Origin of the sequence: Nitrospirillum pindoramense (genome assembly GCF_007827955.1) — a bacterium.
GTDB classification, from domain to species: Bacteria; Pseudomonadota; Alphaproteobacteria; order Azospirillales; family Azospirillaceae; genus Nitrospirillum; species Nitrospirillum amazonense_B.
In genome coordinates this window covers 480442-496921 of the sequence record NZ_VITR01000003.1, presented here as the reverse complement: position 1 = coordinate 496921, position 16480 = coordinate 480442, and the positions used below count along the sequence as shown (strand labels likewise).

Here is a 16480-nt window from a genome sequence, read left to right as displayed (position 1 = left end):
CTCCGGAAACAGCAGGTTCGGCCTCAGCAATCGAATCCTACGTGATTCCAGGGCCTTAGCCTATGCCCGCCAACCCTGGTGAATTATCCAGGCTAGGTCGCTCCCCAGGGGCACCAGGGCCGCCAAGGGGGACTGGGCCGTTGTCGTTTGTCCAGGTTGTGCTTGCAGAGCCGCCACTTGGCCGGCCACCGGTGCCACCATGACATAGTTCCGGTTGACAGCCAGTTGAGCCAGGGCCTGATCCAGCTCACTGCGGACGCTGCGCAGCTGCGCCAACTTGTCCGCTCGGTCCGCCGGCAAGTTGGTCAGTTGTGACTGTGCGTCTCGCAAATCGCCCTGGCGGGATTCCCGTTGTCGATCCAGGTCGCGGAGGGTGCCTTCTTGCGCCAGCACTTGCTGCTTGCGCCGCGATAGTTCCAGGCGTGTGCCGTTGCCATTTGCCTCCAGCTCGGCGTATCGGTGCACGTCCTCCCGCTGCAATACTTGCAGGTCGCGCTCCGATGCCAACCGTTGGTCCAAGCTTGCCAATTCCTCCCTAATGCCCTTGATGCGCGCGGCCAGCCGCCGGCCTTCCTCCGCGTAGCGGGTTTCGGCCGCTGTGATCTGGATATCGGTTTCGTGGATGCGCGCCTGCGTCTCAAGGCGCAGCTTCTCGCCCACGGGGCCATCCGAACCCGCCGTCTCCAGGGACAGCTCAACAAGGGGTTGGTCCTGGATAACCATGTCCCCCTCACGAACCAGCACGCGGACAACCGTGCCGCCCTTGTTGGCATAAACTTGTGCGAGGCCGCCTGTGGGCGCGATGTAGCCCTGAACCGTCTCTGTACGGGCGTAACTTCCAGTGCAGGCGTAGATCACCCCGATCAGGGTGAACAGGAACAAGGCTGCGGTGATGACGCCATGATGCACGGGCTGTACGATGATGACATCGCCCAGCAGTCGCCGACGGCGATGCTCAATGGCAGCGGTTCGAAACAGGGACTGAATAGGTTCGGCCATGATATTTCGCCCGGATGGAGCTATCGGCGGACGCTGACCGTTTCCCGGTAATCGTCCCTTACCTTATCCAGGAAGGCCGCGATCTCATCCCGGCTTGTCGCGCAGGTCGCGCCCGAATATAGGCTGATGAATTCCCGCTGGACGACGATCTCTGTTCCCACCTTTTTCCAGCGGCTGCGAAATACCAGATCCCGTTTTGTGTAGTCCTTGTCTTCTGGTAGGGAACGGATCTCGGTTCCCGGCGGCATTTTCAGCCTTAATTCCTCAACTTGGCGGCCTGGCAAACAATGGTCAGTCGATGCTGTCGCGCTGGCCAGGTCGCCAACCAGGTAGTCACCTGGCCGCGCCGCGAAACGGACGCCCTTTACGGGGGAAATGCGGCTGGCCTTTGCGACTTTCGTATCAGCGCCCGTTTCAAACGTCGCGCTGATTTCCAGATCGGAAGAAGCCGTTTCCGCCGGCGCCGGAAACGTGATGCGGGAATCCTGGTGCGGGGTCATCACCTCCACAATGTCATCGCCCACGGCGGCGTCTTGCGCTGGCATAAGGTCCCGCAGGCGCAGACGCAGGTCGGCATCGAAATAGCCGGTTGCCTTCGCGGACGTTTGGCCGGTGATGGAGCCGTCTTCCCTGACTTCGGCGCGGGTCTCCAAACGGATTTCGTTGGTCCCAGGGATGGTGTCGGGAATGCGTGATTGACGGGAGCCGCCCGCCGTCAGAATCAACACGGGTTTGCCCAACGCACTGGACGCCAGGTTTCCCAACGGGGTGCCGTCCAGATCGGGATCGATGAAGCGATCCTGATCCGGCAGATAGACAAGCATGTGGTTATAGTCGTCGATAACCGGAATTGGGGAAACAGTGGCACGGCTGCCGACCAGCGCCATGTTCGCGTTGATACCTATAGCATTCAAGGTTGTGACCAAAAGATATGATTTGTCTTTACAGTCCCCATACCCTGTTTTCTTGATATCTTCTAATGGCCTTGGAATATATCGCCCGTCCAAGATATATTTGCCGTTATCATTTATTTTAGTCGATGCGAAGGCATAAAAATTTTCAAGGAGGCTGGACGTGCCGCTGGGGGCGGGATTTTCGGTGGCCCCAGTCGCGCCGTCCGCTATAGTCGCCACGGTTGCCAGGTAGGCGTCCCCCAATTCGCGGTCGGTCTTAAACGTTGAAAGCGCCAGGAAGGCGCTGCTCCCCTTGCCCTCGACTGTACCATGAAAATGCAAGCGCGCGGTACCGCCCTCCACCCTTCGATCCAGATCGAACCCCGATGTCGCCGTGTGAACCGGCAGATCGGCAGGAGTTATGACGCTGATATCGTAGACGCAGTCGTTCCCGTTGCCGATTATCAGCGACTGCAGGTTCTTTCTGGTGCTGAATGAATCCTTAATTTCGCTGGTGCTGTTTTCCGTCGTTATTTCAAAGATGACTCTGTCGCCTGGCCGGACTCCGCTGAATGGAATGGTGAAGAATTTAATCCCCATGTCCTGGCGGTTGGCTTGGGTGGTGGCGCCTTGTTGTATTCCAATTTCCCGTACATCGATCTCACGGCGGGTGCCATCCTTGCCGACCGCCGCAGCGTAAGAGAGACGGCACGTCGATCCCTTGGTCTGTGTGCACCGGGGGGTGATTTCGTTCAGGAGGGGGACGCCTTCCTGGTTCAGGACAGCCACCGTCCAGCGGATCCTGGTGTTGACGGCTTTCGCCCGGGAAAGCGAAATTTCCATGTCGACAGCCTTGGTGGAAAGCCCGCCCGCGAATTCGGACGCTTGGGACGTGTCGGCGATAAACGCCGACACGACAGCGCAAAACACCGACCAACATTTATTCTTGAATGGGTTTTTCATCAGCTCGGAACCCTAGACGTGACGTCATATCCGGACCATATGGGGCCGCCGCAGAATTCAATAATCCTGATTATGGCATGGATGACTGGCTCTTTCGCGCCACCCGACACAAAGTGGTTGAATTCTTTTGTGAAGTTATCGAGCAAATCAATTCCTGCAACATTTATTATCCGAGATAATAATTTTCCCTTGTATGACTTCATGCCTTTTTTCATGAAAAAAAGATCACATATACTTTCATACGCGCACGTCATTATAGATAAAACGTCATCTCTGCTTTGATTTGATATACATTCAAGAACAATGGAAGTCGCGTTGGCTCGAGCGTAGTATAATTTATCCTCGTATTTTCCGCGATAAGCCATCGCTAGGCTGGCGGACTCCCTTATTTTCTTGTAAATCTCAAAATCGCCGGAAAAGAATTCAGATTCAATCATGCCTTTTGCAAACAGTGTATTGCGCAATGGAATGGAAAGATTGATTATTTTCAGCATTGAATCAAGGCTGAGAACATGGCATTCAATGGGTATGCCTAAATAGACAAGGCATGATTTTTTCATGTCGACAATATCTTTAATAACAACAATATCAATATCAGATAGAGATTTTGCTGTTCTTTTTACATAAGAACCATAGATCAACGCGCATCGGGCGTCAGGATGTTTTTCCTCGATATAGGCGCCGACGACGGCATCAATATCGGAACGATCCAGCGGGCCTGAAAGGACATCCGGCCGCAACCCTGGCAATGCCTGCGCGATGAAACGGTCAATGATCTGGGATTCGGTCATGATGAAGGCCTGGTTCGGTCCATGGTTGGTCGCCGTCGTACGTGGCGCACAGGAAATAGGGGGCATCCTGGCTGGATGCCCCCCGCAGTGCTCAGCTGAACTGGCGCCAGATCCAATCCCAGGCATCCGACAGCCACTGGCCGACATCCAGGAATTCATTACCCAAGGCGGTACCGATGGCGGCGCCGGTAGCACCACCGATGGCCCCGCCAATCGCCCCACCCACGGCGCCACCGATCTCGTCGCCACCAGAAATCAGGTCCATCTCTTCAACAGTAATGTCACGCATTTTCTTCCCTCTTGGATAATATTGTTAGGTATTGGATTTCATTTTCCTTTTAGCGGTGCGTGTTCTTGATCGTCCTCCATCCTGGTTTTGGGGGGGGCATGGGGATGCGGGAACTGCATCCTCATGCGGATGGCTCTGTCTGGACCGCTTTGGTGGCCGCCGCCGCAGGGGCGGAAACCTCCTGGATGCGCCCGCCCTCTACAGCGAAAATGCGGTGCGCGCCCATAATGGCGGTGGAGCGATGCGCGACCACGACACGCGTGATCGACAAATCGGCGAACGCGCGCATCACCTTGCGCTCCGCCAGCATGTCGAGATTAGCAGTGCCCTCATCCAGGAACAGGAAGGTCGGCTGACGATACATGGCGCGGGCTAGCAGCACACGCTGGCGCTGACCGCCCGACAGCGTTGAGCCGAGGTCGCCCACCAGGGTCATGTAGCCCATGGGCATGCGTGTGATCTCGTCGTGGAGCGCGGCCAGCTTCGCCACCTCCTCAACCCGCTCGAGGTCCATTTCCGGATCAAAAAAGGCGATGTTGTCGGCAATGGTGCCGGCGAAGAGCTGGTCGTCCTGCATCACCACACCGATATGCTCACGGTAAGAACGCAGGCCGACGGTGCTCAGGGGGAGATTATCCACTAGGATGTCGCCTTCGGTGGGCGGATAGAGGCCCATGAGCAGTTTCAACAGGGTGGATTTCCCACCCCCGGACGGTCCAACGAAGGCAATAAATTCGCCAGGCCGTATGGTGAGGTCCACGTCGCGCAGGACCCATGGCTCATGCTCGGCGTAGCGAAAGGAAAGACCGCGCACAGCCAGGGAACCGGAAAGCGCACGCCCGCGCTCCCCCATTTCATGGGCCAAGCCGGCTTCCGGATCTTGGTGGATGGCGTCGGCCAGCCGCTCAAGGTGCAGGCCCAGCATGCGGAACTTGAAGTATTGCGTCACCAAGGACTGGGTCGCGGTGCCGAATTGCCCCCGGTAAGACTGAAAGGCCAGCAGCATGCCCAGCGTCATGTCCCCAGCGATGACCGCTTGGGCGCCGAGATAGAAAACCAATAGCGTTTCCGCCCCCGAAAGAATGGACAGGCCCGCGGCGCCGTGCATGCCGATCTTTTGGGTGCGGATGTTGTTGTTGACGCTTTCCGCGTAAGCGTTCTGCCAAACGGCGTGGCGTTCCCGTTCCCGTCCAAAAAGCCGAAAGGTGCGGGCGCCGCGTATGGTCTCAAGGAGAATGCTGTCGACCTTCGCCTGATATTGGATGCCCTCATTGGTCAAGCGCCGCAGCCACGGGAAGGTGCCGAGACGGACACTGACGAACAGCGTGAGTGAGGTGAAGACGACGCCGGCTAGCAGCGGGGAATAGACGAACATCACTGCTAGCGTGATGATCGCCATCACCCCGTCCAACGCCACCGAGATCACGCCCCCCGTCAGCAGATCCTGCACCGGCTGCAAGGAATTGAAGCGGGACACGATGTCGCCCAGCCGCCGCTTCTCAAACCACGGTACTGGCAGCCGCAGCGCGTGGCGCAGCAAGTTTCCCCGCATTTGGAATGTCAGCAGCGTGCCGAAATGCATCTGCACATAGCCGCGCAGCAGCGTCGTCCCCGCCTGGATCAGCAGGAGAAGGCCGGCACCGATGACGATGATGTTCAACAGGTCCAGGTCGCCCTTGGCGATCGCGTTGTCTACGATCATTTGGTTGACCAGAGGCGACACCAAGCCGAACAGTTCCAGCAGGGCTGATAGCGCCAAGATTTGAATCAGACTGGGGATGAAGCCCGCCGCCTTGGACCACAGGTCGGCCAGGCGCACCCGCTCCACCGTTGTCCGTTTCTGGAAGTTCGCCGCCGGGGTCAGTTCAAGCGCCACACCGGTAAAATGTTTGGACACCTCAGCCAGGGACAGGCGTTGCAGGCCGCTGGCGGGGTCTTGCACCTCCACCCAGCGGGAAGACACCCGGCTCAAAACGACATAGTGCGTCAGGTCCCAATGCAGGATGCAGGGGCGTTTCAGCTTGGACAGATCATCAAGGTCAAGGCGGAGCGGCCGACCGGTGAAGCCCATGGTGTCGGCTATGGCGATCAATGTTTTGAGTGTCGTACCCTTCAGCGATACCGCATGCCGTCTCCGCAGCTCTGACAGCGTAACCCGGTGGCCGTGATATCCCACCACCATAACCAGGCAAGCCAGGCCGCACTCCGCTGCCTCGGATTGTAGAACGGGGTCGATCAGCGGGCGATGATGTAGGGAAAGGCGCTGCAACGGCGAATCCGAACGGTTGTGTATGGTCTCTGTTCCGAATTGGAAACAACATTTCCCATTTCGGGCCACGATCGGTCGGACTAGGCCAATTAGGAGCAATTCTGTCAATGACGATTTGCACCTAATGCAATAACTAAAATTTTAGACACATCAATACAGTTGTATTATTGCAATATTGTATTAATTATCAACGGCTTAGCGGCTCCTATGTCACGGTGACCAGAGGCGCCCTATCCTTTAGGATGGATATGGATAATATATAATCTGGCGAACGTACTCTTGAAGCGCTCTACACTAGTAGTTCCCACCTATTTTTGGTGTCGCTTCTTATGGAGTGAGTCGCGGAGAGCAGGCTATCGATAATTATTGCTGGTATATTACGGACATGCTGGTGAGTACGCTTATGCCAGCGGCTATCTCGCCGCTAATACCAAATAGCGATGATCCTGACCTATGGCTAGGTCCCTCGTCCTCAATCGCCGGCGCCGCCATCCGGCGGCTTGGCTTCCGCGCTTCACGGCGCGCGGCGGCAGTCGCCGCCGATACCAAGGAGCGATGAATGGAAATCATCGCTCCTTGGTATAACGCTTGTTCGTATAGGCCGGTCGTCCAAGGCGCCCAAGCGCGCTGAAACCGCGCAATGGCGTGGCCGCGCCGTGATGGCCGCATCGCCGGCTCTGGCGCTACCGTTCGCATTCACGGGGGAACCGCGGCTGACCACGCTCAAGGAGGTGTCTGGCTTCTTGGACACACTTCGGGTCAAGGATGTGACTGAACGCTGCCGGCACGCCGGAACGCAGGGCGGCGGGGCGGCGCTGGCCGCCCCGCCGGCTCCCGGTCTTACTCCGCCGCCCCCGGTGCCGCCGCCTTGACGAAGTGGCGGACGTCGTCGGTCAGCTTATCGAGGGCGGCGCGGTTCAGGTACATCATGTGCCCGGCCTCGTAATAGCTGAAGGTCACGCGATCGGTGGGGACGCCGTTGGCGTTCATGGCGTTCTCGTTGGAGAAGAAGGGCACGCAGATGTCGTACCAGCCGCCGGCCATGAACACCTTCAGCTTGGGGTTCTGGCGCATGGCGTCGCCGTACCAGGGCGCCACGTTGGCGTAGCCGCCGCCCTCATCCCCCCAGGTCTTCCAATCCCAGTTCTTGCCCACATCGCCGCTGGTCCGATACTCTCGGTCCATCTTGATGTTCAGGTCGCTCAGCAGATAGCTCTGCAGCGTGGTGGCGAAGGCGGCGCCGACGCCGTAGCCCGAGGGATCGCTGTCCACCGTGTCGCCGGCCGAGTCATATTCCTGCCCGGTGTAGCGGCCGTCGTAGATGCCGACGACCTTGCCCTGGTCGCGCAGCAGTTCCTTGGCGAAGCGCACGTCGCGGACGCGCAGGTTGGTGCGGTCGAGATAGGCGGGCGACAGGCCGGTGAAGCGCGACAGCTTGTCGATCACGCCCTTGCGCTCGGCCGGGCTCATGCGGTTGCCCTTCAGCAAGGCCACCGGATATTCCTCCACCGCGAACTTGCGCACCTGGTTCATGAAGGCGTCGAACCCCATGGAGGTGTCGGCGATCTTCTTGTGGTACCAGGCCACGGCGGCATAGGTCGGCAGGAAGGCCGGGTAGGGCACGTCGTTGCCGCGGTTGAACTCGAACGCGCCGTAGTCGACGGCGCCGGAAACGACGATCAGGCCGTTCAGGCCCACGGGCGCGCCATTCTCCAGCAATTCGGGCAGCAGGGCGCCGATGCGCATGCCGCCGTAGCTTTCACCGCCGATGAAGACGGGGGAGTTCCAGCGCTTGTGGTCGGTCAGCCATCGCCGCATGAACTGGGCGATGGAATGGGCGTCCTGCTTCACGCCGTAATAGTCCTTCTCATCCCCCTTGGGCAGGATGCGGCTGTAGCCGGTGCCCACCGGGTCGATGAATACCAGGTCGGCCACGTCCAGCAGGCTTTGCGGGTTGTCCTTCAGGGGGTAGGGCGGGCTGCCGGCGTTGGTCGCGTCGCTGGGCACGTCCACGCGTTTGGGTCCCCAGGCGCCCATGTGCAGCCACAGGCTGGCCGAGCCGGGGCCGCCGTTGAACAGGAAGATGATGGGGCGTTGCGTCGCGTCCTTCACCCCCTTCTTCACATAGGCGGTGGAGAAGACGGTGGCCGCGTCCTCCTCCTTGTCGTTCACCAGGTGGGTTTCGCCGGCCAGCACCTGGTAGTCCACGCGCTTGCCGTTGAAGGTGCCGCTGCGGTCGATGGTGAAGTGCTTGGGCGTCCAGTCCTTATCGGCACCGGCCTTGTCGCCCCCCGCCTTATCATCGCCCTTGGCTTGATCGGCCGCCGGTTTGTCGCCGGCGTTGGCCGGCGTGCTGGTGATGGCCATGTGGGTGGTGAGCAAAATCAAGGCCGTGCCGGTCAGCAAGGCCGCCAGCTTCCACTTCGGTGTGGACATATGTTGGAACCCCCATAACCCCTGGTTTCATTGTTGCCCGGCGTCCGGTGCTTCCCCGCAGTACCGGCCCGGGCTTGGGTGCAGTCTAGACACGAGCGAGGCTTGCGGGCAAAGGTCCCGTCTGTCGCGGGGCCGAAAAGCGGTCCGCTTCGTAAGGCGATGACTGGCCCTGGCAATTTTGCAAGCGGGGCCCACATTAGGGTGGGGCTGGAAGCCGGCCCCATGATTTAGGGTCCGTGATCCTGGGGGAGAGAAAATGTTCGGTCGGTTTGGTTCGCGTGCGGTCGCCGCGGTTCTGGCGGTGTCCCTGGCCTTGGCGCCCTTGGCCGCCGATGCCCGCCCGGGCCGCAGTTCCAGTTCCGGCAGCCGGGGCAGCCGGACCTACACCACGCCCGCCAACCCATCGGTGACGGGCCAGCCCATCCAGCGCAGCATCACCCCGCCGCCGGCCGCCGCCCCCGCGGCGCCCGCGGCCCCGGCCTATCAGCCGCGCCCGGGCTTCCAACAGCCGTTTGGCCAGCCGGGATTCGCCCAACCGGGATTCGCCCAGCCCAGCTTCACCCAGCGCCACCCCTTCCTGTCGGGCATGATGGGCGGTTTCCTGGGCGCCAGCCTGTACAACTCGCTGTTCGGTCACCACGGTTATGGCGCCGGTGGCGATTATGGCAGCGGCTCGGGCGGCGCGCTGGGCGGCCTTCTGCGGCTGCTGATCATGGCCGGCATCGTCTATCTGATCTATCGCCTGATCCGCATGGCCATCAGCGGTCCGCGCCCGGCCTCGGCCTCGGGCATGACGTATGAGATGTTCCCCCCGCAGGACGCCCCCTACAACGCGACTCCCTTCGGCGGTGGCTACAATCAAGGGGGCGCGTCCGTTCCGCCGCCGCCGCCCGTCCCCGCCATCGGCGTGCAGATGCAGGGCCAGGACCTCTCGGCGTTCGAACAGATCCTGACCGGCATCATGGACAGCTGGAGCAAGGGCGACCTGACGGCCCTGCGCCGCCACCTGACACCGGAAATGCTGTCCTACTACGGCGAGGAGATGACCGAGAACCAGAGTCGCGGTGTGCGCAATCTGGTGGCCGATGTGCACCTGGTGAAGGGCGACGTGGTGGAAAGCTGGCATGAGGACGGCCGCACCTACTGCACCGCCCAGCTGCGCTGGCGCGCCCGCGACTGGACGGTGGACGAGACCACCGGCCGCGTGGTGGCGGGCGACGACCAGCGTCCCGAAGAGGTTCAGGAGCTGTGGACCTTCGTGCGGGCGGATGGTGGCCGCTGGCTCTTGTCGGCGATCCAGCAGGTCTGAGGCGTCGGGCCTTTCAGCGTACGCTGGCCGCCAAGGCGGCCAGCGCCCCGGTCAGGGCGCCCAGGGCGGACCGGCACGCGCTCTCGTCCTGGCGCCGCAGGGCCGTCTCCGCCTCCGCCGCGGCCGCGGCCACCGGGGGGACGGCCACCTGTTCCGCCGCCGCGTTCAAGGCGAGCAGGTGGGCGGACGCCGCTTGCCAGTCCTGGCGGTTCACCGCCTCGAAGATCGCCGACACCGTTTCCCCAAACTGGCCAATCAGGCGTCGCAGCAGGGTGATGTAAAGGTCCCAGTCGTCGGCCAGGCCCAACTGGGCCAGACGCTGGTCGATATCGGGCACCAGCGCGCGCAGGCGGCTGGCGATCTCCTCGGCGGTGCCGTGGGCGTCTGACAGGTGACGGCGGATGGTGGCCACCAATCCCTCCAGATCGAAGGGCTTGGTCAGGAAGTCGTTGATGCCGGCCTCGTACGCGCGGGCGCGCTCCGCATCCAGTACGCCGGCGGTCAGGGCGATGATGGGCAGGGCCGTCAATCCCAGCTCCGCTCGAATCAAGCGGGTCGCCTCATAGCCGTCCATCACCGGCATCTGCATGTCCATCAGCACCAGGTCGAAGTCCCGAGGCGTGGCACGCAGCCAGTCGACGGCCTGCTGCCCATCGCCGGCGATGGTGACGGTCGCCCCCTCCGACTGCAGCAGCAGGCGGCCGACGTCCTGGTTGATGGCGTTGTCCTCCACCATCAGCAGGCGCATGCCGTCCAGGCGCTTGGGTCGTTGGCGCCCGCCGGCTTCGGCCGGCCTCGTCGGGCGCGCCGGTGCTTGTGTCGCGGCCGGTTCCGCCACCCGCACCGGCACCGTGAACCAGAAGGTGCTGCCCGCGCCGGGCTGGCTGTCCACGCCGATTTCCCCACCCATCAGGTCCACCAGCCGCTTGCAGATGGCCAGGCCCAGGCCGCTGCCGCCATAGCGGCGGGTGGTGGAGGTGTCCGCCTGGGTGAAGGCGCTGAACAGGGTGGGGATGATCTCGCGGGGAATGCCGATGCCGGTATCGGTGACGGCGAAGCGCAGGACGGCCTGGTCCAGGGCGGGCCGGCCGATGAGGTCGATGGTCATCGCCACGCTACCCGCATGGGTGAACTTGATGGCGTTGCCCAAAAGGTTCAGCGCCACCTGTTGCAGCCGCAGGCGGTCGCCCACCACCGCCGCCGGCACGTCCGGCGCGATCTTGGCCGAAAGGGCGAGCTTGCGTTCATCCGCGCTGACCGACACCAGCGACAGCAGCCCATCCACCAAATCCTGCAGCCGGAACGCCGCATGCTCCAGGTCGAGGCGGCCGGCCTCGACCTTGGAGAAGTCCAGGATGTCGTTGATGAGGTCCAGCAGGCTGCGGCCGGCGGCGGCGATCTTGGTCACGAAGTCCCGCTGCTGGGGGCCCAGGTCCAGATCACCCAGCAGATGGGTCAGGCCCAGGATGGCGTTCATGGGCGTGCGGATCTCGTGGCTCATGTTGGCCAGGAAGTCGGTCTTGGCGCGGCTTGCCGCCTCCGCCGCCGTTTGCGCCGCCACCAGGGCCGCCTCGCGGTCCCGCATCTCGGTGATGTCCCAGTTGACGCCGATGATGCGCACCGGCCGGCCCTCGGCGTTCTTTTCGGTGATCGACGCGGCCTTGACGTGACGCAGGCCGCCGCCGGGCCGCCGGATGCGGAACTCGATATCCAGATCGGCGTTCCCCTGCACGACACGCCGGAACTCGGCTTCCACCCGGGCGATATCGTCCGGGTGGCACTGCTCGCGCCAGACGGTGGGGCCGTGGCCATGGGTAGGGGGCCTTCCGTACAACTGGAACATCTGCTCGTCCCAGTCCAACTGTCCGCTGGCGACGTCATATTCCCAGATGGCGATGCCGCTGGCCTTGGTCGCCAGCGCCAGCCGCGAGGATGTCGCGCGCAATTCCCGCTCGGCCCGCTTCAGCGGCGTGACATCGGTCACCAGGACATAGAAGCCCTGGACCGCGCCCTCGTGATCCACGTCGGGCATATAGTGGATCCAGCTGTCGGTGGGACGACCGTCCCGCCGCGTCAGCGTCCGCTCGAACCGTTGGGTTTCGCCGCGCAGCGCCCCGTCCATATACGGCTTGTTGGCGGCGAAAAGCTCGGCGTCCAGCAGGGCCATGGCGCTTTGGCCCAGGATTTCCTCCGACGTCTTGCCCAGCCATTTGCGATAGCGGTCGTTGGCGAAGCGGCAGCGCAGGTCCTTGTCCCAATAGCCGACCATGCCGGGGATGTTGTCCGCGATGGCGCGGATGAAGCGCTGGCTGGCGCGCAGGGCCTCTTCCGCGCGCAACTGTTCCGTCACGTCACGGCCCGACCCGCGATACCCGACGCAGGCGCCTGCCGCGTCCAGGATGGGGGTGCCGCTGATGACGATGTGGCGCAGGGCCCCATCCTCGCCCGCCAGGTCATAGGCCAGGTCGCGGAAGGGCACGCCACGCCGCACGCAATCCTCGTATTGGTCCAGCCGGGGGTCCGAGGACAGGTCCCGGCGGGTCTTGCCGATCAGGCCGCGGTGGTCCTGCCCGATGCGCGAGACGCCCTGTGACATGGCGGTGAAGCGGCCGTCCCGGTCGGTTTCCCAATACCAGTCGGTCGACAGTTCCGTCAGCGTCTTGAAACGCTCCTCGCGCTGGGCCAACTCCGCCGTGCGGAGGCCGACCTCCCGCTCCAGCAGTTCGGTCTGGCGGGCCGCTTCCCGGGCGGCGGCGTGGCGGCGCGTCAGGTTCACCAGGTAGAAGTGCAGCAGCAGGGCAAGGAGGATGCCGCCCGTCGTGACCTGCGCCGCCGCCAGCAGGGGCGGGGTGAGGTTCAGGGCGCGCAACAGCACCGGGGTCGCCTGGAAGCGGATCAGCCAGTCGCGGCCGAAGATGGCCAGCTTCTCTTCATGGACCAGGGCGTCGACCACGCCGCCGGGCAGGGTGGGGGTTTGGTAGAAGGGGGCGGTGTGCGGATCTTCGGTGATGTCGCTCACGCTGAATCCGACGTCGGCGCGCATGAGTTCCGATCCTGCAATCATCCGGCTGATGAGGAAGGGCGTGTAGGACCAGCCCACTGTCGCGGCCTGGCGCGCGTCGGCGTCGCCCAGGTCGGCGCCTTGCCGGTAGATCGGCAGCAGCAATAGGAACCCGCCCGCGTCGCCCGGCGCCTGCACCAAGGAAATCGGGGCGGTCAGCCGGGGTTCACCCGACCGCATCGCCGCGATGGCCGCGGCATGGCGGGCGGGTTCGGAGGCGATGTCCAGGCCCACGGCGTTGATGTTCGCCGCCTCGGGCTCGATGAACTGGATGACGGCATGCTCCGCATCATGGGGGCGCAGCTCGCGGATGCGGAAATCGGGGCGCCCATCGCGGTGTTGCCGCGCGATGAAGGACGCCTCCTCCGCTACGGGCACCCGCCGGATGATGCCGAAGCCCATGGCGCCGCGGAACTCCGTCGCCAGGGACCGCGTCGCCGCGTAGCTGCGGAACTGGGCGAGGGTCAACGCCTCCGGTCCGCCGGCCACGACGGCGGCGCCGCGAGCACCGCGCAGGCCATATTGGTACAGCATTACCTGTTGACGCAGATCCTCCGCCATCTCGCCGGCCCGCGCGGTCAGGCTGTCTGTCGCCAGGGTCTGATTATGGGTGGCCATGAGCCGGGCGGCGACCAGCCCCCCCACCACGCTGAGCGCCAGGAGAAGAAGTGGAACAAGGATGGTCAGCCGCATGGGACGGCCCGCCCACGATGCGATCATCTTGTGTCGCCAAGGCGGGGCGGCGGGGGTGACGCCGACACCGCTGGGCAATGACGGCGAATTCCGCAAAAACATCCCGACCTCACGATTCTCCGGCGTCCAGCTTGCATCGTCGGCCTTTAGGAATCGTTATCATCACCGCCGCCCACGGCAAATCTATGCTTAAAGGTATTTCCCGGATGTGTTGTGGGTTTTGCTATGCGACGGATCGGGGCGGGCGGCCCTCAGGCCGCCTTCGCCCCATACCGCGCCACCAGCGCGTCCACCGCCTGGGCGACGTCGTCGCTCATGCGGAACTGGATGCGGGTGGTGTCGCCTTCGTGGCTGGTGACCCGGCCCCGGAAGCGGCTGCCGTCCACCAGCACCTCGACCTCACGGCCCGGGGCGCCGACCGTCGGACCCTGGAGCGCGCAGCCGCCGCGTCCGATATTGAGCAGCCGATGCGTGGCGGCCCCGGCGGACAGGACGCCCGGCACGCCCACATGGACAGGGAGATCCAGGTCGTAGCGTTCGAATTGGCGCCGATCATCCGCCGTCTGCATGGCCGTCAGGAAATGTTCCACGTCGGTACGCAGCTGTTCCGACTGCCGTGACAGTTCGTTGGCCGCCCCCAGCAGTTGGTCGGACGCCTCCTTGGTGAATTCCGCGCTGTCCCGCACCAGCGCCAGGGAGTGGGTCACCTCGCGCGTGCGGCTGGCGGCCTCCGTCACGTTGCGGCTGATCTCGGCGGTGGCGGCGCTCTGCTGGCTGACGGCGGCGGCGATGGCGCCGGTGTTGCCGTCGACGATGGCGATGGTGGTGGCGATGCGGTTGATGATGCCGATGGCGTTCTCGGCCGCCGCCTTCACCCCGCTGACGCGGGCCTGGATATCGTCCGTCGCCTGCGCCGTCTGGTTGGCCAGGGTTTTGACCTCGGTCGCCACCACGGCGAAGCCCTTGCCCGCCTCGCCGGCGCGGGCCGCCTCGATGGTGGCGTTCAGGGCCAGGAGGTTAGTCTGGGCCGCGATGGACTGGATGAAGCGCACGACCTCGTTCACGCTGTCCGCCACCGTGGCCAGTTCACCCACCACGTCGCGCGCGTGCTCCGCCTCCTGCACCGCCGTCTTGGTGGTGACTGCGGTCTGTTCCGCCTGGGCGCCGATCTCGTTGCTGCTGGCGGCCAACTGCTCCGTCGCCACCGCCACCGTTTCGGTGTTGTCGGTGGCGCGGGCGGCGTTGTCGTCGGCAACCTGGGTGCGGCCAGCGGTATTGTCGGCCTGACTGGCCAGTGAACCGGCGGTCGCCTCCAATTCCGTCGCGGCGGCGGCCATGCCGCGCAACTCGGCGCTGATGGCGGCCTGGAAGTCCCGCGTCAGGGTTTCCAGCGCCTGCTGGCGGCGCAGCCGCTTTTCCTGTTCCTGCGCCTGAGCCGCTTCCAACTCGCGGTTGCGCAGGGCGTTTTCCTTGAAGACGACCAGGGCGCGGGCCATGGCCCCGACCTCATCCCCGCTGTCGGCATGGTCGATGGCGGTGTCCAGGTGGCCTTCGGCCAGACCCGACATGGCGCCGGTCAGATCGCTGAGCGGGGTGATGACGAAGCGGCGCACCACCAGGTAGACGCCGGCGCCGCCCGCGGCGAACAGCGCCAGCGAGATCAGCAGCACCCGCAACTGCGTGGCCTTGAACCCACCGATCCGGGCCTTCAGCAGCCGCTCCAGATCCGTTGACGCGGCCGTGTACAACGCGTCCTGAGCCTTCAGCGCTGCGGCGGTGTCGGCATCGGTGACCGCCCCCTTTTCCGCCCCCACTGTCACCACGGCGGCGGCCTTCTGCGTGGCGGCCACCGGGGCCGTCAGCGCCTTCTTTACGCTGCCGTCCGCGTTGCCGCCATAGGCCGAGGTGGCTGAGGAATCGAGGCCGGTCAGCAGGGACTTCACCCCGCCCAGGGCAACGAACAGGTCGACCTTGTTATCGCCGGCCTGATGCGTCACGGCGCGCAGACCCGTGGTCTGGTCCTGCAGGTCGGGCAGTTTCACCAGCACGATGTCCATGACGTAGAAACTGTCCAGGTCCGGATCCAGGATCAGGTTGGACTTGTCGCCGATCTGGGCGATCAGGGCCCGCAGCGCCGCGCGGGTGGCGGCGCCGCCGGCCCCATCCTTCTTGCCCCCATCCTTCTTGTCCAGGGTGGCCACCAGGTCGTTCACCTTGTCGGCCGTCTCCATCTCCTGTCCCCAGTCCGCCTGCAGCTGGCGCACCGTTGCCGCCAGCGCCGTCGTATCCGGGGCCGCGCCACCCGTCTCCGCGGCCGCGAGGCGGGCCTGGATGGTCTGCAGGCCGCGCAGGTAGGCTGTGCCGGCCAATTCCTTCTGGGCGAAGTCGATGGCGATCTGTTGTTGCGCAATCAGTGCGTACAGCAGGTAACCCACCGGAATGAGGAAGAGCAGAACCGCCAAGCCCAGCTTGTGGGCGATTTTCAGGGACCGAAGCATCACGGCCTTCTTTATGATGGGAGTGGTTAATCTGTTAATGACCACTGCATATGGTCTCATTCTTTAATGATGTCTTAATTTTCGGGGCTGTGTCATATGCAAAATAAAATATTAAATTCTTTAACCATATTTTCCAACCTTGGCCTGAATACGGGGCAGGGGGCTCGCCCATAGCGCCCGCCCAACGTCCTCGTCCAGGCAGCCTCCCGCCCAAGCCGGTTGCGTTTTCGCGCGATTCCGGCCAGAAAACACCCCTCACTCCATGATTGGACTTGATGG

9 protein-coding genes are annotated in these 16480 nt (G+C 63.4%); 1 reads left to right on the top strand and 8 read right to left on the bottom strand.

Annotated features, from left to right (window positions below):
• Positions 1-60: 60 nt before the first annotated feature.
• The 6 genes from FBZ90_RS07210 to FBZ90_RS07185 form a co-directional block, all read right to left on the bottom strand.
• Complete coding sequence (locus FBZ90_RS07210; protein WP_145730416.1) at positions 61-999, bottom strand: HlyD family secretion protein; 939 nt, start codon at positions 997-999, stop codon at positions 61-63.
• A 20-nt stretch (positions 1000-1019) separates the two neighbouring features.
• On the bottom strand, positions 1020-2855 hold the full coding sequence (locus FBZ90_RS07205) for a transglutaminase-like domain-containing protein (RefSeq protein ID WP_145730414.1): 1836 nt from the start codon (positions 2853-2855) through the stop codon (positions 1020-1022).
• Positions 2855-3646, bottom strand: coding sequence for a nucleotidyltransferase domain-containing protein (locus tag FBZ90_RS07200; RefSeq protein WP_145730412.1), 792 nt, complete (start codon positions 3644-3646; stop codon positions 2855-2857). The genes FBZ90_RS07205 and FBZ90_RS07200 overlap by 1 nt, the downstream gene beginning before the upstream one ends.
• Positions 3647-3737: 91 nt before the next feature.
• The gene (locus FBZ90_RS07195) at positions 3738-3935 is read right to left on the bottom strand and encodes a hypothetical protein (protein WP_145730410.1); all 198 of its coding nucleotides are present in this window, start codon (positions 3933-3935) and stop codon (positions 3738-3740) included.
• Between the two features lie 121 nt (positions 3936-4056).
• Entirely contained in the window at positions 4057-6204 is a 2148-nt protein-coding gene (locus FBZ90_RS07190; RefSeq protein WP_145730408.1) for a peptidase domain-containing ABC transporter, read from the bottom strand.
• A gap of 840 nt (positions 6205-7044) precedes the next feature.
• Entirely contained in the window at positions 7045-8640 is a 1596-nt protein-coding gene (locus FBZ90_RS07185) for a S10 family peptidase (protein WP_145730406.1), read from the bottom strand.
• A gap of 256 nt (positions 8641-8896) precedes the next feature.
• On the opposite strand from FBZ90_RS07185, the gene FBZ90_RS07180 reads away from it, so the two are divergent.
• Complete coding sequence (locus tag FBZ90_RS07180) at positions 8897-9949, top strand: TIM44-like domain-containing protein (protein ID WP_145730404.1); 1053 nt, start codon at positions 8897-8899, stop codon at positions 9947-9949.
• Between the two features lie 13 nt (positions 9950-9962).
• Here FBZ90_RS07180 and FBZ90_RS07175 read toward each other — a convergent pair whose 3' ends face one another.
• Positions 9963-13703: a CHASE domain-containing protein gene (locus FBZ90_RS07175; protein WP_186455649.1), complete on the bottom strand. Its 3741-nt coding sequence runs from the start codon at positions 13701-13703 to the stop codon at positions 9963-9965.
• A gap of 251 nt (positions 13704-13954) precedes the next feature.
• The gene (locus FBZ90_RS07170) at positions 13955-16201 is read right to left on the bottom strand and encodes a methyl-accepting chemotaxis protein (protein WP_186455648.1); all 2247 of its coding nucleotides are present in this window, start codon (positions 16199-16201) and stop codon (positions 13955-13957) included.
• Positions 16202-16480 lie beyond the last annotated feature (279 nt).

Bases quoted from the DNA above. Each gene is read 5' to 3' on its own strand.
- FBZ90_RS07185 (WP_145730406.1), bottom strand. From the start codon at position 8,640: ATGTCCACACCGAAGTGGAAGCTGGCGGCCTTGCTGACCGGCACGGCC.
- FBZ90_RS07200 (WP_145730412.1), bottom strand. From the start codon at position 3,646: ATGACCGAATCCCAGATCATTGACCGTTTCATCGCGCAGGCATTGCCA.
- FBZ90_RS07180 (WP_145730404.1), top strand. From the start codon at position 8,897: ATGTTCGGTCGGTTTGGTTCGCGTGCGGTCGCCGCGGTTCTGGCGGTG.
- FBZ90_RS07170 (WP_186455648.1), bottom strand. From the start codon at position 16,201: ATGCTTCGGTCCCTGAAAATCGCCCACAAGCTGGGCTTGGCGGTTCTG.
- FBZ90_RS07175 (WP_186455649.1), bottom strand. From the start codon at position 13,703: ATGCGGCTGACCATCCTTGTTCCACTTCTTCTCCTGGCGCTCAGCGTG.
- FBZ90_RS07195 (WP_145730410.1), bottom strand. From the start codon at position 3,935: ATGCGTGACATTACTGTTGAAGAGATGGACCTGATTTCTGGTGGCGAC.
- FBZ90_RS07210 (WP_145730416.1), bottom strand. From the start codon at position 999: ATGGCCGAACCTATTCAGTCCCTGTTTCGAACCGCTGCCATTGAGCAT.
- FBZ90_RS07205 (WP_145730414.1), bottom strand. From the start codon at position 2,855: ATGAAAAACCCATTCAAGAATAAATGTTGGTCGGTGTTTTGCGCTGTC.